The 17,540-nt window shown below is 71.8% G+C and carries 19 protein-coding genes; all 19 read right to left on the reverse strand.

The window, feature by feature from the left end:
* Positions 1–81: 81 nt before the first annotated feature.
* The 19 genes from ACCP09_RS02840 to ACCP09_RS02930 all read right to left on the reverse strand — a co-directional run bounded on the left by ACCP09_RS02840 (position 82) and on the right by ACCP09_RS02930 (position 17,483).
* Positions 82–804, reverse strand: coding sequence for a TIGR03943 family putative permease subunit (locus tag ACCP09_RS02840; RefSeq protein ID WP_433742977.1), 723 nt, complete (start codon positions 802–804; stop codon positions 82–84).
* A 12-nt stretch (positions 805–816) separates the two neighbouring features.
* Complete coding sequence (locus ACCP09_RS02845; protein ID WP_027931575.1) at positions 817–1,176, reverse strand: hypothetical protein; 360 nt, start codon at positions 1,174–1,176, stop codon at positions 817–819.
* Entirely contained in the window at positions 1,173–2,183 is a 1,011-nt protein-coding gene (locus ACCP09_RS02850; RefSeq protein ID WP_433742979.1) for a permease, read from the reverse strand. The genes ACCP09_RS02845 and ACCP09_RS02850 overlap by 4 nt, the downstream gene beginning before the upstream one ends.
* A gap of 883 nt (positions 2,184–3,066) precedes the next feature.
* Positions 3,067–3,471 carry a hypothetical protein gene (locus ACCP09_RS02855; protein WP_017981240.1) on the reverse strand — a complete coding sequence of 135 codons (405 nt, stop codon included), beginning with the start codon at positions 3,469–3,471 and terminating at the stop codon, positions 3,067–3,069.
* Complete coding sequence (locus ACCP09_RS02860; protein ID WP_017981239.1) at positions 3,468–4,286, reverse strand: isoprenyl transferase; 819 nt, start codon at positions 4,284–4,286, stop codon at positions 3,468–3,470. Before ACCP09_RS02860 ends, ACCP09_RS02855 begins: the two co-directional genes overlap by 4 nt.
* Positions 4,287–4,323: 37 nt before the next feature.
* Positions 4,324–5,079 (reverse strand): DNA repair protein RecO, encoded by a 756-nt coding sequence (gene recO, locus ACCP09_RS02865; protein ID WP_026152973.1) that lies wholly within the window; start codon positions 5,077–5,079, stop codon positions 4,324–4,326.
* Between the two features lie 12 nt (positions 5,080–5,091).
* Positions 5,092–5,505 carry a DUF2752 domain-containing protein gene (locus ACCP09_RS02870; RefSeq protein WP_378362028.1) on the reverse strand — a complete coding sequence of 138 codons (414 nt, stop codon included), beginning with the start codon at positions 5,503–5,505 and terminating at the stop codon, positions 5,092–5,094.
* A gap of 4 nt (positions 5,506–5,509) precedes the next feature.
* A complete protein-coding gene (locus tag ACCP09_RS02875; protein ID WP_378332726.1) occupies positions 5,510–6,262 on the reverse strand; it encodes an RDD family protein in 753 nt (250 codons plus the stop codon).
* A 73-nt stretch (positions 6,263–6,335) separates the two neighbouring features.
* On the reverse strand, positions 6,336–7,229 hold the full coding sequence (gene era / locus ACCP09_RS02880) for a GTPase Era (RefSeq protein ID WP_020416609.1): 894 nt from the start codon (positions 7,227–7,229) through the stop codon (positions 6,336–6,338).
* Entirely contained in the window at positions 7,226–7,558 is a 333-nt protein-coding gene (locus ACCP09_RS02885; protein ID WP_027931579.1) for a hypothetical protein, read from the reverse strand. Before ACCP09_RS02885 ends, era begins: the two co-directional genes overlap by 4 nt.
* Positions 7,551–8,888: a hemolysin family protein gene (locus ACCP09_RS02890; protein WP_027931580.1), complete on the reverse strand. Its 1,338-nt coding sequence runs from the start codon at positions 8,886–8,888 to the stop codon at positions 7,551–7,553. Before ACCP09_RS02890 ends, ACCP09_RS02885 begins: the two co-directional genes overlap by 8 nt.
* 11 nt (positions 8,889–8,899) lie before the next feature.
* Positions 8,900–9,448: an rRNA maturation RNase YbeY gene (gene ybeY, locus ACCP09_RS02895; RefSeq protein WP_017981232.1), complete on the reverse strand. Its 549-nt coding sequence runs from the start codon at positions 9,446–9,448 to the stop codon at positions 8,900–8,902.
* Positions 9,449–9,450: 2 nt separating this feature from the next.
* Positions 9,451–10,545 (reverse strand): PhoH family protein, encoded by a 1,095-nt coding sequence (locus tag ACCP09_RS02900; protein WP_027931581.1) that lies wholly within the window; start codon positions 10,543–10,545, stop codon positions 9,451–9,453.
* Positions 10,546–10,635: 90 nt separating this feature from the next.
* Positions 10,636–10,995: a histidine triad nucleotide-binding protein gene (locus ACCP09_RS02905; RefSeq protein ID WP_433742985.1), complete on the reverse strand. Its 360-nt coding sequence runs from the start codon at positions 10,993–10,995 to the stop codon at positions 10,636–10,638.
* A 360-nt stretch (positions 10,996–11,355) separates the two neighbouring features.
* On the reverse strand, positions 11,356–12,108 hold the full coding sequence (locus ACCP09_RS02910; protein WP_378332728.1) for a 16S rRNA (uracil(1498)-N(3))-methyltransferase: 753 nt from the start codon (positions 12,106–12,108) through the stop codon (positions 11,356–11,358).
* Positions 12,108–13,271, reverse strand: coding sequence for a molecular chaperone DnaJ (dnaJ, locus tag ACCP09_RS02915; protein ID WP_017981228.1), 1,164 nt, complete (start codon positions 13,269–13,271; stop codon positions 12,108–12,110). Before dnaJ ends, ACCP09_RS02910 begins: the two co-directional genes overlap by 1 nt.
* Positions 13,272–13,307: 36 nt before the next feature.
* Positions 13,308–14,333, reverse strand: a complete 1,026-nt coding sequence (hrcA, locus tag ACCP09_RS02920; RefSeq protein ID WP_017981227.1) for a heat-inducible transcriptional repressor HrcA — start codon at positions 14,331–14,333, stop codon at positions 13,308–13,310.
* Between the two features lie 364 nt (positions 14,334–14,697).
* Positions 14,698–16,188 carry a CoA-acylating methylmalonate-semialdehyde dehydrogenase gene (locus ACCP09_RS02925; RefSeq protein WP_433742988.1) on the reverse strand — a complete coding sequence of 497 codons (1,491 nt, stop codon included), beginning with the start codon at positions 16,186–16,188 and terminating at the stop codon, positions 14,698–14,700.
* A complete protein-coding gene (locus tag ACCP09_RS02930; protein ID WP_433742990.1) occupies positions 16,185–17,483 on the reverse strand; it encodes an aspartate aminotransferase family protein in 1,299 nt (432 codons plus the stop codon). The genes ACCP09_RS02925 and ACCP09_RS02930 overlap by 4 nt, the downstream gene beginning before the upstream one ends.
* Between the last annotated feature and the right edge of the window lie 57 nt (positions 17,484–17,540).

Here is a 17,540-nt window from a genome sequence, read left to right on the forward strand (position 1 = left end):
GCTGACGCTGGTGCTGTTCGGGGGGTGCGCTCGGGAGCCTGGTGGTTGCGGTGGGCCCCGCCGTTTGGCCCCCTCACCCGGCTAGTACTCATAGGCGTCCTGGGGTGCGGGGATCGGCCGGAGCGCGGTGACCGTGACGTCGGGCGTGTACCCGTTGGCGGCGACGGCCGTGCCGGGGACCACCTGGCCGGTCACCTCCAGCCAGGTGTCGTCGGGGTAGCGGGCCGCCTGGGGGCCGGCCAGGCGGACCGTCATCGGCGCCGCGTCGGCCGCGCAGCAGCGGATCACCATTCGCGCCAGCAGCACGCCCTCTTTGCCGTGCACGACGAAACCGCTCAGCCGGACCGTCCGGCCGTTGAGGGAGCCGCGGGAATCCCAGCCCGCCCGCGTCACGAACTCGGTGAGGGTCAGCGGCACCACGTCGCCGGCCGGCAGCGGCGGGAAAGCGGCGGCGTCCTGGGCGACGGCCGAACGGGGCGCGCCCGCCGAGGTGCGGATGACCGAGTCGGAACCGAGCGCGGGCGGCGCGACGAGGAACACCGCCAGCACCGGGACGACCAGCAGCCACGCCGAACGCGCCGGGTGGTGGTGGTCGTGGCCCGCGGCGACCGTCCTGGCCTGGCGCGCTTCCAGCACGTCCCGCACGATCGCGACCGCACCGAGCAGCAGGATGACCGCTCCCCCGGCGACCACCCACGGCTGCTGGGCGGGTTTGACGTAGCGCAGGTAGTCGCCGTTGACGCCGATCTTCAACAGCGCCCCGCCGAGCAGCACCAGCAGGATGTTCTGCGTTTCGCGACGCACCGGGTTCCTCCCCTACCGTGCCGGGACGACGGTCAGCCAGTCGGCCGCGGACACCACGAACGCGACGGCGCCGGCCAGCGCGAGCAACGCGGCGAGCGACCCGAACACGATCCCGGCGCGCGCCAGCCCGCCCGCGGCGTCGCGGCCCAGGACGCCGAACAGGACGGCCAGCACTGCCAGCACCAGGATCAGGACCCACAGCGCGCCGAGCACCAACGTGAGCACCACGACCAGCGGTGACGGCAGCGCGTCCCCGGCCCGCGGCCGGACGAACGCCCACGTGACCCACACCGACATGGCCATCACGATCCCGACGGCACCGAGCGCTGCCGACGCGACGGCGAGCCCGGTTCGCGGCTGTTGCTGGATCATCTCGCACCTCCCAGGACGAGGACCCCGACGATCACCGCGCAGGCGGTCGCCACGAGGAACGTCACCGGGGCGAACCGTACCGCGAACGACCGCCCGAAGGTGCCCGCCTGCAAGGCGAACAGCTTCACGTCGATGGCCGGGCCGACCACCAGGAACACCAGCCGCGGCAGCAGCGGCAGAGCGGTGAGCGAGGCGGCCACGAACGCATCGGCCTCGCTGCACAGGGCGAGCACCACCGCGAGGACCGCCATCACGAGCACGCCCAGCACGATCTGGTTGCTCAGAACCTCGAACCACGCCGCGGGCACCAGGACGTTCATGGTGGCGGCGATGAGGGCGCCGAGCACGAGGAACCCCGCGGACTCGACCAGGTCGGCCCGGGCGGTCTCGGTGAACGTGCGCCACCGGTTGCCGCCGTCGGGCAGGCGCTCGAGGGCACGCTGGACGATCCAGTCGAGCTTGCCCCACTTCGCCCACAGCAGGCCCATCACGACGGCGGTCGCGAAGGAGGCGAGGAACCGGGCGAGCACCATCTCGGGCTGCCCGGGGAACGCGACCGCGGTGGCGACGAGCACGACGGGGTTCACGGCCGGGGCGGCGAGCAGGAAGGTGAGCGCGGCGGCAGGCGCCACCCCCTGCCCGATGAGGCGGCGCGCCACCGGGACGGACGCGCACTCGCAGCCGGGCAGGGCGACCCCGGCGAGCCCCGCGACGCCCACGGCGCCCGCCTGGTTGCGCGGGATGACCCGGCGCAGGACGCGGGCAGGCACGAACGCCGCGATGGCCCCGCTGATCAGCACGCCGAGCACGAGGAACGGCAGGGCCTGCACGCAGACCGCGACGAACACCGTGGAGCCGGTCCGCAGGGCCGGCACGTCGAGCACGTCGCGCAGCCAGCCCTGCCCGAGCACGGCGACGACGAGGAGGGCGCAGAGCACCTCGATGGAGGTGATCCGCCCGCGACGCCGCGTGCCCTCGGGCTCGGTCCGGTCCAGTACTTCGCTCACCGGGCCGATACTGCCAGGCACCGGCTTCAGGATGCGCCGGTTGGGTCGACGAGTGGGCCGTCTCGTGCGCTGAGGCACACGAAGTGACCAGTCGTGCGGGTGCGAGTGGTGGGTTGGTGAGGTGGCGGTGGGGCGGAGGTGGGTGGGTTGGTGAGTCGCGGGTGGTGGGCGGCAGGGCGGTCTGGGGTTGGGACATCAGGCCCGCGGGACGGCTGGGTGGCCGGAGCCGGGAACGCCGGGCGATGGGAATGCCGGACCGTGGGACCGCCGGGTGGCGGGGCAGTCGGGGTTGGAACGCGGGTGGCGGGAACGCAGGGCGGCGGGAACGCAGGGCAGCAGGAACGCCGGGTAGCCGAAACGCCGGGCGGCCGGAAACCGGCGATGGGAACGCCGGAGGTTCCGGCAGGAACGCCGGGCGACCCGAACGTCGGGTAGCCGAAACGCCAGGCGGCCGGAACGCCGGGCGGCAGGAAGGCCGGACCTTGGGAACGCCGGGTGGCGGGGTTGCCCGGGGTTGGAACGCGGGTGGCGGGAACGCAGGGTGGCGGAAAGCGCGGTGGGGGGTGTCGGGCGGTGGAGCGCCGCAGCCTGGAGCTGCGGGCTTGGAGCACCGCAGGGTGAAACCCGGAGCGATGAAAGGGCTGGCCGGGCTGCGCTACCGCGCACCGCCCAGCCAGGCAACCGCGCAGCCGCGCATTCGCCCAGCCAAGCAACCACCCAGCCAGGCAACCGCCCAGCCGCGCATTCGCCCAGCCAAGCAACCACCCAGCCGCGCACCCCAGCCAGACAACCACCCAACCACCCAACCGCCCAGCCGCGCACCGCCCAACCGGGCAACCGCCCAACCGCCCAGCCGGGCAACCAAGCGCGCAGCCGGCTGAGCCTAGGTCAGCTCGGCACGCAGCTGTGAAGCCGTCGAGACCACCAGCATCAGCAGGGTCCCCAGCGCGGAGATCTCCAGCCCCTGCGCGGGGAACGCGTACCGCAGCGTCAGGTCCAGCCCCCGCTCCGCGTGCTGCACCCCGAGCGTCCCGAACAGGCCCTGTCCGGCGCGCTCGGCCGCCTTCGCGGCGAAGGCCGGGTCGTCGGGCAGGTCCCAGCCCACCACGCAGGTCAGGCTGAGCACCGTGAGGCCCTCGGCGAGCTGCGTCGACTGGATCACGCACGGCACGCCGTTGTGGGAGAACGTCAACGCACCGTCGTCGTCGACGTGGACCTCCAGGTACGTCTCCAGCGCCTCCCTGGCCCGGCTGAGCAGCTCCGCGGTGTCCGCCGCCTCCGTGTTCACGACGCCCCCTTCGCCGCGTCCACCGCGGCGCCGAACCGGCGGTCCCGGCGCGCGTACTCCTCGCACGCCGCCCACAGCTGGCGCCGGTCGAAGTCCGGGAACAGCGTGTCCTGGAAGACGAACTCCGCGTAGGCCGACTGCCAGAGCATGAAGTTCGACGTCCGCAGCTCGCCGGAGGGCCGCAGGAACAGGTCCACGTCCGGCATCTCCGGCTGGTACATGTACTTCGCGAGCATCCGCTCGTCCACCTTGTCCGGGTTGATCTTGCCCTCGGCGGCCAGCCGCGCCACCTGGCGGGCCGCGTCGGCGATCTCCGCGCGGCCGCCGTAGTTCACGCACATCGTCATGTTCAGCAGCGTGTTGTGCTTGGTCTTCTCCTCGGCCGCCTGCAGCTCCTTGATGACGCTGCGCCACAGCCGCGGCGCGCGCCCCGCCCACCGGATCCGCACGCCGATCGAACCCAGGTAGTCGACCTGGCGGCGGATGGTGTCCCGGTTGAAGCCCATCAGGAACCGCACCTCGTCCGGGCTGCGCTTCCAGTTCTCCGTCGAGAACGCGTACACCGACAGCCACTTGACGCCCAGCTCGACCGCCCCACTGGCGACGTCGATCATCACTGCCTCGCCGCGCTTGTGCCCCTCGATCCGCGGCAGGCCACGCTGGTTGGCCCAGCGGCCGTTGCCGTCCATGACCAGTGCGACGTGGTTCGGCACCAGCTCGGCGGGGATCGCCGGCGGCTTCGCACCGGACGGGTGCGGGTCCGGGGCCCGCAGTTCCACCGCAGCCGAACTCGCCGCACGTGCCTTGAGCCGCACCTGATCCTCCCACTGCCTCGGGTTGCGGCTTCCGACCCTACTTGCCCGGCTGGAGCTCCTTGGCACGCCTCTCGACGAGCGGCAACGACTTCAGCTGCCGTTCGAGGTGCCACTGCAGGTGAGCGGCCACGATGCCGCTGGCGTCCCGCCGGGTCCCGGCGACCGAGGCCTCCGCGACGTCCCAGTCCCCGTGCAGCAGCGACTCCAGCAGCACCAGCACCTCGGGCGCCGGGTGCACCGACCCGGGGACGCGGCAGTTGCCGCACAGCAGGCCACCCGCCTGCACGTTGAACGCGGTATGCGGGCCGGGCAGGCCACAACGCGCGCACTCGGTGATCGCCGGCGCCCAGCCCGCGAACGCCATCGCCCGCAGCAGGAACGCGTCCAGCACCAGCGAGGCGTCCCGCTGGCCGTCGGCCAGCGCCCGCAACGCCCCCACGACCAGCAGGTACAGCCGCATCGCCGGCTCGCCCTCCTCGACGGTGAGCCGGTCGGCGGTCTCGGCGATCGCGCTGGCCGCCGTGTAGCGCTGGTAGTCGCCCACCAGCGGCAGCGCGAACGCGTCGACCGTCTGGACCTGCGTGATCACGTCCAGGGTGCGGCCGGTGTAGAACTGCACGTCGACGTGCCCGAACGGCTCCAGCCGCGCCCCGAACCGCGACGTCGTGCGGCGCACCCCCTTCGCGACGGCCCGGACCTTGCCGTACCGCCGCGTGAGGAAGGTGATGATGCGGTCCGCCTCACCCAGCTTGTGGACCCGCAGCACCACGCCGGTGTCGCGATAAAGACTCACGTCTCCATGGTCTCACGCGTACGCGGACAACCCGGTGAACGGCGCGAACGGCAGGTTCCGCCCCACCCACCACACGAGCGCGGCACCGGCGACGGACAGCGTGAGCCACCGTCCCCGCGCGCCAGGCGGCCACCACCGGCGAGCCAGCCCGGCCTCCCACCGGACCGCCGCGACCAGCGTGGCCATCGCCAGGGGGAGGAGCACCACCAGCGCGAACGCGTTGTAGGACAGGGCCCCGGCCACATCGCCGCGCAACAACGCGCCCAGCGCCCGGCTGCCGCCGCAGAACGGGCAGTCCAGGCCGGTCAGCGCGTGGAACCAGCACGGGATCCGGAGCACGCCGGTGCCGAGCGCCACCCCGGCCGCGAGACCGGCGGCGGCCACGGCGGGCGTGACCCGCACGCTCCGCCACGACCGTTCGCCCATGACCTCAGTACAGCGCCTTCGTCGAGATGGCGTAAGTCTTCGCGGCCTTGTCGTGCCAGCCCTGGCGCGCCTGCTCGTCGAAGAACGGCGACAGCACCACCAGCAGCTCGACCAGACCGCCGATGCACGGGATCAGGCCCGGCAGCACCATCGTGGCCAGCCGGGTGAAGGCCGGCCCGCCGCCGATCCCGGCGCCCGGCTGTCCCGCCGACTGCTCGGTGACGATCCGGATGCCCGCCACGTTCTTGCCGACCGTCGCGCCACGCGTGGCGAGCATCGCGCCCTCGTACACCAGCACGGACAGCGAGGTGAGCGGCAGGAACAGGAGGAGGATCCACCACGTGCTCGGGTCACCGGCGAGCACGGCGAGCTGCAGGATCAGCACGAGGATCGTCAGCGGCACACCGATGATCAGCCCGTCCACGACCCGGGCGAGGAACCGGCTGCCCATCGTCGCCAGCACCAGCGGCGGCGTGTGCCGGAACTGGATCTGCGACCCCGGCACGACGATGTGCGCCTGGCCCGGCATCGGCGGGATGCCGGCGTACTGGGGCTGGCCGTACGGGGGCTGCCCGTACTGGGGCTGGCCCGGATAACCCTGCGGCGGCCCGTACGCCGGGTAACCGGGCTGCGGCTGACCAGGCTGGCCGTACGGCTGCTGGAACCCGCCGGACGGCTGGCCGTAGGGCTGCGGACCGGTCTGCGGGTACTGCCCGTAGGGCTGCTGCCCCGGCGGCTGACCATAGGGATTGGTCACTGCGTCTCCCCCTCGGAGTGGATCACGTCGGGCGGCAGCGTACCCGGTGCTCCGGTGGGGGCCGCGGAACCGGTCAGAAACCCAGGCGTCGCAACTGCTTCGGGTCGCGCTGCCAGTCCTTGGCGACCTTCACGTGCAGGTTGAGGTAGACCTTGGTGCCCAGCAGCTTCTGGATCTGCTGCCGCGCCTGCGCCCCGACGGCCTTCATCCGCTCGCCCTGGTGGCCCAGGATGATGCCCTTCTGGCTGGGCCGCTCGACGTACACCGTGGCGTAGATGTCGAGCAGGTCGCGCTTGTCCTCGCGCGGCAGCATCTCCTCGACGGTCACCGCGATGGAGTGCGGCAGCTCGTCGCGCACACCCTCCAGCGCCGCCTCGCGGATCAGCTCCGCCACGAGCGTCTGCTCCGGCTCGTCGGTCAGGTCGCCGTCCGGGTAGAGCTGCGGGCCCTCGGGCAGCCGCGCGACCAGCAGGTCCTCCAGCTGCTTCACCTGGAAACCGTCCACCGCGGACACCGGGATCAGCTCTTCGAAGTCCAGCACGTCCTGCAGCGCCAGCAGCTGCTCGGCGATCTGCTCCGGCTTGGCCACGTCGGTCTTGGTGACGATCCCGATGACCGGGGTGCGCTTGGCGACCTTGCGCAGCTCGCTCGCGATGTAGCGGTCGCCGGGGCCGACCTTCTCGTCGGCGGGCACGCAGAACCCCACGACGTCCACTTCGGACCATGTCTCGCGCACGACGTCGTTGAGCCGCTGCCCGAGCAGGGTCCGCGGCTTGTGCACGCCGGGCGTGTCCACGATGACCAGCTGGGCGTCGTCGCGGTGGACGATGCCGCGGATGGCGTGCCGGGTGGTCTGCGGCTTGCTCGAGGTGATCGCGACCTTGGTGCCGACCAGCGCGTTGGTCAGGGTGGACTTGCCGGCGTTGGGACGGCCGACGAAGCAGGCGAAACCGGAGCGGTGGGTCACAGGACTTCCTGCACGGTTCCGGACGGATCGGCCCGCAGGATCGTCGCCGTCTTCGCCAGGTCGCGCACGGCCTGCACGGACGCCTCGGCCACGAACGGCTCGGCCGTGACGACCGCGGCCGCCTCCAGGCCCTCCGCCCCGCTGGACACCGCAGCCGCGACCGCCGCCTGCAACGCGGTGATCTTGAACGAGGGCAGGTCGACCGTGGTGGCCGCGTAGGTGCGGCCGTCGGTGTCGCGCACCGCGGCGCCCTCGGCGGCGGAGTTCCGCGCCCGCGCGGATCGGGCGAGGATGACGATCTTCTCGTCCTCCGGGTCCAGCTCAGGCATGGTCCACACTCCTGTCGGCCTCGTCGTGGTCACCGTTACCGGTACGCACCCTACGTCCGGCCAGCTCGTCGCTCTCCGCCTGCACCACCACGGTCGTGATCCGCATCCGGCCGCGGCGGTCCTTGCCGCCCTCGGCGTGCAGCCGCAGGCCGTCCACTTCGGCCTCGGCGCCGGGCAGCGGCACCCGCCCGAGCCGCTGCGCGAGCAGACCACCGACGGTCTCCACGTCGTGGTCCTCCAGCTCCAGTCCGAACAGCTCGCCCAGGTCGCCGACGCCGAGCCGCGCGGACACCCGGACCGTGCGGTCGTCGAGGTGCTCGACCGGCGGCCGTTCCTCCAGGTCGGACTCGTCGGTGATCTCGCCGACGATCTCCTCCAGGATGTCCTCGATGGTCAGCAGGCCCGCGGTGCCGCCGTACTCGTCGACCGCGATCGCCAGGTGGTTGTGCGACACCTGCATCTCCCGCAGCAGGTCGTCCAGGCGCTTGGAGTCGGGCACGAAGCTCGCCGGGTACATCAGGTCCGACACCGGCTTGGCCTCGCCGCCTTCGAGCTGCGCCCGGACCAGGTCCTTGATGTTGACCACGCCGACGATCTCGTCCACCGACTCGCCGATCACCGGCAGCCGGGTGTACCCGGTACGCAGCGACAACGCGAGCGCCTGCCGGACGCTCTTGGTCTGCTCGATCCAGATGATCTCGGTGCGCGGCACCATCACCTCGCGCGCCACCGTGTCGCCGAGCTCGAACACCGAGTGGATCATCTGCCGCTCGCCCGGCTCCACCACGCCGCGTTCCTCGGCCAGGTCGACCAGCTCGCGCAGCTCGATTTCCGTGGTGAACGGGCCTTCCCGGAACCCCTGGCCGGGGGTGATCGCGTTGCCGATGATGATCAGCAGCCGGGACAGCGGCCCGAGGACCGAACCGAGCACCCGCACCGGCCAGGCGATGACGGTGCCCACGCGGTAGGGGTACTGGCGGCCGATGGTGCGCGGCCCGACGCCGATGAGGACGTAGCTGACCAGCACCATCACCAGCGCGGCCACCACCAGCGCCAGCGCTTCGGGCTTGATCCAGCGCAGGAACACGACGGTGACCAGGACCGTCGCGGTCAGCTCGCAGCCGAGCCGAAGCAGCACCAGCAGGTTGATGTGCCTGCGCCGCTCGTCGATCACCATGGCCAGCTGGCGGGCGCCGGGGCGGCCCATCCGGACCAGCCCCTCGGCGCGGGCCTTGGACACGGTGCTCACCGCCGCGTCGGCGGCCGCCAGGACCGCGCCGAGCAGCACCAGCGCCACGGCGATCACCAGGAGAGCGGCCGAACTCGCCATCTCCGGCCGCCTCAGCTTTCGGCGTCGGCGGGGCCGTCCAGGCCCGCGGCCCCCAGCAGCCGGTCGTCGGCCGTGCGCTGCGCGTCGCGGCGCCGCGCCTCGGCGACCGCGGCCTGGAAGTCGGCCAGGATCCGCTTCTGCAGCCCGAACATCTCGCGCTCCTCGGCGGGCTCGGCGTGGTCGTAGCCGAGCAGGTGCAGCACACCGTGCACGGTCAGCAGGTGCAGCTCGTCGAGCAGCGAGTGACCGGCGGTGCGGGCCTGGTCCCTGGCGAAGGCCGGGCACAGCACGATGTCGCCGAGCAGCGCGGGCGACGGGTCACCGGCGTCGGGGCGGCGGGCGGCGTCCAGCTCGTCCATGGGGAAGGCCATGACGTCGGTGGGACCGGGCAGGTCCATCCACCGTTCGTGCAGGTCGGACATGACGTCCAGGGTCACCAGCACCACCGACAGCTCGGCGAGCGGGCTGACCTCCATGCGGTCCAGCGCGAAGCGCGCAGCCGAGACGATCGACGTCTCGTCCACCGCGACGCCGGACTCGTTCGCGATCTCGATGGTCATGCTCAGTGCCGGCCCCGCCAGCCGTTCCCGGTGCCGGTGCCGCGCTCGGCGTCCTGCTCGGCCTGCCACTTCTCGTAGGCGTCCACGATGTCCCCGACCAGCCGGTGGCGCACCACGTCGGAGCTGGTCAGCGTGGCGAAATGCAAGTCTTCCACGCCTTCCAGGATCTCACGCACCACCCGCAGGCCCGACTTCTGCCCGGTCGGCAGGTCGACCTGCGTGATGTCGCCGGTCACCACGATCTTCGAGCCGAAGCCGAGCCGGGTGAGGAACATCTTCATCTGCTCGGGCGTGGTGTTCTGCGCCTCGTCGAGGATGATGAACGCGTCGTTGAGGGTGCGGCCGCGCATGTAGGCCAGCGGGGCGATCTCGATCGTGCCGGCCTGGATCAGGCGCGGGATCGAGTCCGGGTCGACCATGTCGTGCAGCGCGTCGTACAGCGGCCGCAGGTACGGGTCGATCTTCTCGGACAGCGTGCCCGGCAGGAAGCCGAGCCGCTCCCCGGCCTCGACCGCGGGGCGGGTGAGGATGATCCGGGTGATCGCCTTGGCCTGCAGCGCCTGCACGGCCTTCGCCATCGCCAGGTACGTCTTGCCGGTGCCGGCCGGGCCGACCCCGAACACGATCGTGTGCTTGTCGATGGCGTCGACGTAGCGCTTCTGGTTCAGCGTCTTGGGGCGGATGGTGCGGCCGCGCCTGGACAGGATGTCCATGCTGAGCACCTCGGCAGGCGACTCCGCGCCGCCTGCCGACAGCATGCCGACGGTCCGGCGGACGGTGTCCGGGCCGACCTGCTGGCCGCGCCCGGCCAGCGCGACCAGTTCGGCGAACACGCGCTCGCCGAACGCGACGTCCGCGGGCTCCCCGGTGAGGGTGACCTCGTTGCCCCGGACGTGGACGTCGGCGGCCAGCAGTTCCTCGGCCACCCGCAGGTTCTCGTCGCGGGATCCGAGCAGCGTCAGCACCGCGCCGTCCGGAATGGGGAACCGGGACTGGGCGCTGCGCGTGCTCCGTGCGGTTCCGGTGGTCTCAGTGACGTCCCCGGCGCTCTCGGGAACGTCCGATCGGGCGGCTCCACCCTGTGCGGTTCCGGCCAAGTGTCCTCGGGCCTGCCTTCTGCGTTTCCGCTGCTCTCTTCCTGCTTACCCCATCGATGCTAGCGGGCCGGGCGGGGCGCGCGCAGTCGGTTACTTCGCGAGCCGCCCGAAGAACCCGAGCTGTTCCCCGCCCAGGACGTGCGCGTGCACGTGGAAGACGGTCTGGCCGGCGTCACTCTCCGTGTTGAAGACCACGCGGTACCCCGACTCGGCGATGCCCTCGAGTTCGGCGACCTTCGCGGCGGTCGTCAGCACGTCGGAGAGCAGTTGCGGATCGGCGGCGGCCAGCTCGCCGACATTCCGGTAACGCTTCTTCGGCACCACGAGCACGTGCACGCGAGCCTGCGGCTGGATATCCCGAAACGCGAAAGTCGTTTCAGTTTCGTACACCTTCTCGCTCGGGATCTCACCGGCGATGATCCGTTCGAACAGCGTCTCGGCATCACTCATGCGGCGAACCCTATCGCGTGCGGGAAGTGCGGTGGCGCAAGGGAAGTCGCGACTCGCGGTAGACGCCGCGGGGCGGTGGAGCCTGGGGGTCGCTCCACCGCCTCCGCGGCTCCGCCGGACCGAGGGGGGAGGTGTCCGGCGGGGCTTTGGGCACCCGGGGGCGACCCCAGGTGTCGTGTGGGTCAGGGTAATGGGTGCGATGCCCGGTGCGCCACAGTCGACACCCAATTTTTTCCAGGTTTCGAAGACGGGCGGTACGCGAATCAGCCGTTGAGCCGCTTGCGGTGCGGTTTCCGTGATGTTCCGCGGAGATGACCGGCTCCACGGTTCGCCCGGTCCGGCGACGACAGCGCGTGACGGTCAGTCCCAGCGGGAAGTCATCGCACCGAGGGCGCCCAGGGCCACCGCGGCCGCGGTGGACGTGCGCAGCACCGTGGGGCCCAGCCGGACCCCGACCGCACCCGCCGATGTCAGCGCGTCCACCTCGCCGTCGGTGATGCCGCCTTCCGGGCCCACCACCAGCAGCAGATCCCCGGCGGCGGGCAGCGACAGCTCGGTCAGCCGCCGCGAAGCACTGCCCTCCAGCACCACCGCACACGCCGCTGTGGCCGCCACCGCCGCCAGCTCGGCCGTGCTCACCGGCTCGCGCACCGGCGGCACCCACGCCCGCCGGGCCTGCTTGGCCGCCGCGCGCGCGGTGTTCTGCCAGCGGGCCAGCGCCTTCGCCCCGCGCGGGCCCTCCTCCCAGCGCACCACGCTGCGCTCGGCCCGCCACGGCAGGATCTCGTCCGCGCCCGCCTCCGTCGCCAGCTCCACGGCCAGCTCGCCGCGGTCGCCCTTGGCCAGCGCCTGCGCCACCACGACCCGCAGCGCGGGCGCGGCCTCCGTCCACCGCCGGGAAACCTCCAGGTCCAGCACCGGTTCACGGCCCGGACGGACCTCCACGATCACACACTCCGCGGCCGAACCGCGGCCGTCGGAGGCGACCAGCCGCTCCCCCGCGCGCATGCGCCGCACGGTCGCCGCGTGGCGGGCCTCCTCGCCGGACAACACGAACCGCGGCCCCGCCGGCAGCTCCTCGACCAGGAAGACCGGCGGCGTGGTGGACGGCATTACTTGTGACTCTTGGCGCGCAGCTTCGAGAACAGCCCGCCCTGGTGCCGCCCGTTGGACGTCACCCCGGCCTCCTCGCCGCGCAGCTGGGCCAGCTGCTGCAACAGCTCGCGCTGAGCTTCGTCGATCTTGGTCGGCACCGTGACGTCCACGTGGACGTGCAGATCGCCCCGCCCGTCGACCCGCCCGGACGAGCGCAGCCGCGGCATACCCATCCCCGCCAGCACCAGCTCGGTGCCCGACTGGGTGCCCGGGTCCACCGACAGCTCGTACTCGCCGTCGATCAGGGTCTCCAGCGGCACCGTCGCGCCCAGCGCGGCCGCCGTCATCGGGATCCGCAGGTTGCAGTGCAGGTCGTGGCCCTCGCGCACGAACACCTCGTGCGGCTCCTCGTCGACCTCGATGTAGAGGTCGCCCGCCGGGCCGCCACCGGGACCGACCTCGCCCTGGGCCGACAGCCGGATCCGCATCCCGTCGCCGACACCGGCCGGGATCTTCGCGGTCACCGAACGGCGGGCACGCACCCGGCCGTCGCCACCGCACTGGCGGCACGGGTCGGTGATGACCTCGCCGAAGCCGCGGCACACCGGGCACGGCCGCGAGGTGACGACCTGGCCGAGGAAGGACCGCTGCACGGACTGGATCTCACCCTGCCCACCACACGTGTCGCAGGTCTTCACGGTGCCGCCGGGAGCGGTGCCGTTGCCGTGGCACTGGTCGCACAGCACCGCGGTGTCGACGGTGATCTCCTTGTCGACCCCGGTCGCGCACTCTTCGAGGCTGAGGCTGATCCGGATCAGCGCGTCCGAGCCGGGCTGGACGCGGCTGCGCGGGCCGCGCCCGCGTCCGCCGCCGGTGGCCGCGCCGAAGAAGGCGTCCATGATGTCGCCGAGACCGCCGAACCCGCCGAACGGGTCGCCGCCGCCACCACCGGCGCGGGCCCCGTTGTCCAGCGGATCGCCGCCGAGGTCCACGATCTTGCGCTTCTGCGGGTCCGACAGGACCTCGTACGCCGTGGTGACCTCGCTGAACTTGTGCTGGGCGTCCTCGGACGGGTTGACGTCGGGGTGCAGCTCGCGGGCGAGCTTGCGGTAGGCGCGCTTGATCTCCTGATCACTCGCGTTCTTGGGCACCCCGAGGATGCCGTAGTAGTCCCTGGCCACCTTCTGAACCGTCCTCCTAGACAAGCATCGCCCTGGCTAGCCGCCGGCCAGGATCTGCCCCACGTAGTTGGCCACCGCGCGCACCGCGGCGATCGTGCCGGGGTAGTCCATCCTCGTCGGACCGACCACACCCATACCGCCGAGCAGCATGTCGTTCTTGCCGTAGCCGATCGACACGACCGAGGTGCTGCGCATCTGCTCGTCTTCATTCTCTTCACCGATGCGAACGGTGACCGCACCGGGGTTGCGCGCCGCGGCGAGCAGCTTGAGCACCACGACCTGTTCCTCGAGCGCCTCGAGCACCTGGCGCAGCGATCCGGGGAAGTCGGCGACGCTGCGGGTGAGGTTCGCCGTGCCGCCGAGGACCAGCCGCTCCTCGGGGTGCTCGACCAGGTGCTCGACCAGCAGCGTGCAGATCCGCACGAGCGCGTCGCGCAGCTCGCCGGGCGCCTGGTCGGGCAGTTCGGTGACCCGGGTGGCCGCGTCGGTGAGGCGGCGGCCGGCCAGGGCCGCGTTGAGCATCTCGCGGATGCGGGCGACGTTCTCCTCGGTCATCACGTCACCGAGGTCGACGGTGCGCTGGTCGACCCGTCCGGAGTCGGTGATGATCACCAGCATCAGGCGCGCCGGTGTGAGCGGCACCACTTCCAGGTGGCGCAGCGACGAGTTCGACATCGTCGGGTACTGGATGACCGCGACCTGCCTGGTCAGCTGCGCGAGCAGCCGCACCGAGCGGCGCAGGACGTCGTCCAGGTCCAGCGCCCCGTCGAGGAAGCTGATGATGGCCCGCCGTTCGGCCGGGCTCAGCGGCTTGACCTCGGACAACTTGTCGACGAAGAGCCGGTAGCCCTTGTCGGTGGGAATGCGGCCGGCGCTGGTGTGGGGCTGGGTGATGTACCCCTCCTCCTCCAGCACCGCCATGTCGTTGCGCACCGTCGCGCTGGACACGCCGAGACTGTGCCGGTCCACGAGCGCCTTGGAGCCGACCGGCTCGTGGGTCGACACGTAGTCCGCGACGATGGCGCGCAGGACCTCGAAGCGACGCTCCTCCGAGCTGGGCACGCCTCACCTCCGAACTCCTACGGCGGGTATCTCACCCTGAGTTTACGGAAGACGAACCTGAAGCGCCCTCGCTTGTGACCGGCTCACGTGCCGGGCACCCACGGGGCGCCCACCGCGCCGGCGCGAGCGCGATGACCACGCCCTGCGTCAGGTGGACCTTGGTCCACTCGTCGGCACCGGACAGATCGGTCGCCTGCCGGATCGCCTGGTTCAGGTCGGCGGCCCAGTCCAGCGCGAACAGGCCACCGCGGTCGGCACGGCGCCGAGCAGGGCCGGGATCGCGCCCCGGCCGGACAGGGTGAGCGGCTGCTCGCCCCAGGCCGGGGCGCGTGCGTCGGGAACTGCTGGCCAACCGAGTGGGCGCTCAGGAGTTGCGCGGGAAGCCCAAGTTCACCCCGCCCTGCGAGGGGTCCGGCCAGCGCGACGTGACGACCTTGGTCCGCGTGAAGAAGTGGAACCCTTCCGGCCCGTAGGCGTGGCTGTCGCCGAAAAGGGAGTCCTTCCAGCCGCCGAACGAGTAGTACCCGACGGGCACCGGGATGGGCACGTTGAGCCCGACCATCCCGACCTCGACCTCGTTCTGGAACCGCCGCGCGGCACGGCCGTCGTTGGTGAAGATCGCCGTCCCATTGCCGTAGGCGTTGGCGTTCACCAGCGCCAGCGCGTCGTCGTAGCTGCCGGCCCGGACGACCGACAGCACCGGGCCGAAGATCTCGTCGGTGTAGATCGACATGTCGGTGCGCACCTGGTCGAACAGCGTCGGCCCGAGCCAGAACCCGCCGCCGGGCACCGAAACCGACCGGCCGTCCACCACGAGCGACGCCCCCGCCGACACCCCGGCTTCCACATAGGACTGCACCCGGTCGCGGTGCGCCGCCGTCACCAGCGGGCCCATCTCCGAGTCCGGCGACCGCCCGTCGCCGACCGTCAGCGAGCCCATCCGGGACGCGATCTTCGACACCAGCTCGTCGCCGACCGGATCCACGGCGACCACCACGGACACCGCCATGCACCGCTCCCCCGCCGATCCGAACCCGGCCGACACGGCGGCGTCCGCCGCGAGGTCGAGGTCGGCGTCGGGCAGCACGACCATGTGGTTCTTCGCCCCGCCCAGCGCCTGCACCCGCTTGCCGTGTGCGGTCGCGGTCTCGTACACGTACCGCGCGATCGGCGTCGAGCCGACGAACGAGATCGCCTTCACCACCGGATGGGTCAGCAGCCCATCGACCGCGACCTTGTCCCCGTGCAGCACGTTGAGCGCCCCGTCCGGCAACCCGGCCTCGGCGAACAGCTCGGCGATGAACAGCGACGCCGACGGGTCCTTCTCGCTCGGCTTGAGCACGACCGTGTTGCCGCAGGCCAGCGCGTTGGGCACGAACCACAGCGGCACCATCGCCGGGAAGTTGAACGGCGAGATCACCCCGACCACGCCGAGCGGCTGCGCGATCGAGTACACGTCCACGCCGGTCGAGGCGTTCTCGCTGAACCCGCCCTTGAGCATCTGCGGCGCGCCGCAGGCGTACTCCACGTTCTCGATGGCGCGGGCGATCTCACCGGCCGCGTCGGAGAGGACCTTGCCGTGTTCCGCGGTGATGATCGCCGCGAGCTCGTCCTTGCGCTCGGTGAGCAGTTCGCGGAACCGGAACAGCACCCGCGACCGCGCCGCGAGCGAGGTGTCCCGCCAGCCGGGGAAGGCGCGCGCGGCCGCCGAGACGGCCTCGTCCACCTGCCCGCCACCGGCGAAGTCCACGCGCGCGCGCACTTCACCGGTGGCGGGGTCGAACACCTCCCCGGTCCGGTCCGGAACCCCAGCCCACGGCTTGCCGTCGATCCAGTGGCTGATCCGCTGCGTCACTTCCGCGCCTCCTGCACGGCGGCGATCGACTCCCGCAGGATTTCGAGCGCCTCGCCGGTCTCGTCGTCGGTCAGGGTCATCGGCGGCGCCAGCCGGATCACGTTGCCGTGCAGCCCGCCCTTGCCGACCAGCAGACCACGGGCGCGCGTCTCCTCCAGCACCAGCCGCGCGGACTCCGGGCTCGGCGCCCCGCCCGGCTCGACCAGCTCGACGCCGATCATCAGCCCCTTGCCGCGCACGTCGCCGACGACGTCGTAGCGCTCGGCGATGTCACGCAGGCCGGTCAGCAGCCGCGCGCCCTGCTTCGCCGCGTTGCCCTGCAGGTCGTGGCTGAGCAGGTAGTCCAGCGTCGCCTTCGCGCCCGCGGTGGACACCGGGTTGCCGCCGAAGGTCGAGATCGAGTTCGCGGTGATGGAGTCCATCAGCTCGCCGCGCGCGACGACCCCGCCGATCGCCAGCCCGTTGCCGAGGCCCTTGGCGAACGTCATCGCGTCCGGCGTGACACCGTGCGCCTGGATGCCCCAGAAGTGCTCACCGGTGCGGCCCCAGCCGGTCTGGACCTCGTCGGAGATCAGCAGGATGCCGTACTCGTCGAGGACCTCCTTGAAGGCGGCGAACAGCCCGTCCGGCGGCACGTTGAACCCGCCCACGCCCTGGATCGGCTCGGCGATCAACGCGGCCACGTCGCCCGAGGTGGTGGTCTCCAGGACGTCCCGCAGGTCGTCGGTGCAGGCGCGCACGTAGTCGGCGTCGGACAGGTTCCGGAACGCGTCCCGGTAGCGGTAGCCGCCCTGGACGTAGGAGACCTTGACGGGCGAGAGCGAGCTGGCGGACCAGCCGCGGTTGCCGGTGATGCCGATCGTGGCGAACGCCCGGCCGTGGTAGCTGTTGCGCATCGCGAGCACCTGGTTGGAGCGGCGGTACTGCGTCGCGAGCATCAGCGCGGTCTCGTTGGCCTCGGTGCCGGAGTTGGTGAAGAACACCTTCGCGTCCGGGATGCCGCTCAGCTGGGCGATCTGCTCGGCGAGCTCGACCTGCTTGCGGATCAGGTACAGCGTCGAGGTGTGCAGGACCCCGGAGTCGACCTGGGCGCGGATGGCGTCGGAGATCTCGGCGACGTCGTAGCCGATGGCGTTGGTGAGGATGCCGGCGAAGAAGTCCAGATAGGTGGTGCCGGAGGAATCGGTGACCCGCCTCCCCTGCGCTCGCACGATCTCCAGGGGCTCGTCGTAGTACAGGGCCAGCCAGTTCGGCAGGACCGCCCGGTGCCGGGCCAGCAGCTCCGATTCGCTCATGCCCGCCAGTCTCGGTGGCCGCCGCGCCCGGCCACCACACACAACATGTACCCAATG

Source organism: Amycolatopsis sp. 3B14 (assembly GCF_050958625.1).
Taxonomy (GTDB): Bacteria; Actinomycetota; Actinomycetes; order Mycobacteriales; family Pseudonocardiaceae; genus Amycolatopsis_E; species Amycolatopsis_E thermoflava.

Bases quoted from the DNA above. Each gene is read 5' to 3' on its own strand.
- ACCP09_RS02845 (WP_027931575.1), bottom strand. From the start codon at position 1,176: ATGATCCAGCAACAGCCGCGAACCGGGCTCGCCGTCGCGTCGGCAGCG.
- ACCP09_RS02870 (WP_378362028.1), bottom strand. From the start codon at position 5,505: ATGGGCGAACGGTCGTGGCGGAGCGTGCGGGTCACGCCCGCCGTGGCC.
- ACCP09_RS02885 (WP_027931579.1), bottom strand. From the start codon at position 7,558: ATGCCTGAGCTGGACCCGGAGGACGAGAAGATCGTCATCCTCGCCCGA.
- ACCP09_RS02890 (WP_027931580.1), bottom strand. From the start codon at position 8,888: ATGGCGAGTTCGGCCGCTCTCCTGGTGATCGCCGTGGCGCTGGTGCTG.
- ybeY (WP_017981232.1), bottom strand. From the start codon at position 9,448: ATGACCATCGAGATCGCGAACGAGTCCGGCGTCGCGGTGGACGAGACG.
- ACCP09_RS02905 (WP_433742985.1), bottom strand. From the start codon at position 10,995: ATGAGTGATGCCGAGACGCTGTTCGAACGGATCATCGCCGGTGAGATC.
- ACCP09_RS02910 (WP_378332728.1), bottom strand. From the start codon at position 12,108: ATGCCGTCCACCACGCCGCCGGTCTTCCTGGTCGAGGAGCTGCCGGCG.
- ACCP09_RS02930 (WP_433742990.1), bottom strand. From the start codon at position 17,483: ATGAGCGAATCGGAGCTGCTGGCCCGGCACCGGGCGGTCCTGCCGAAC.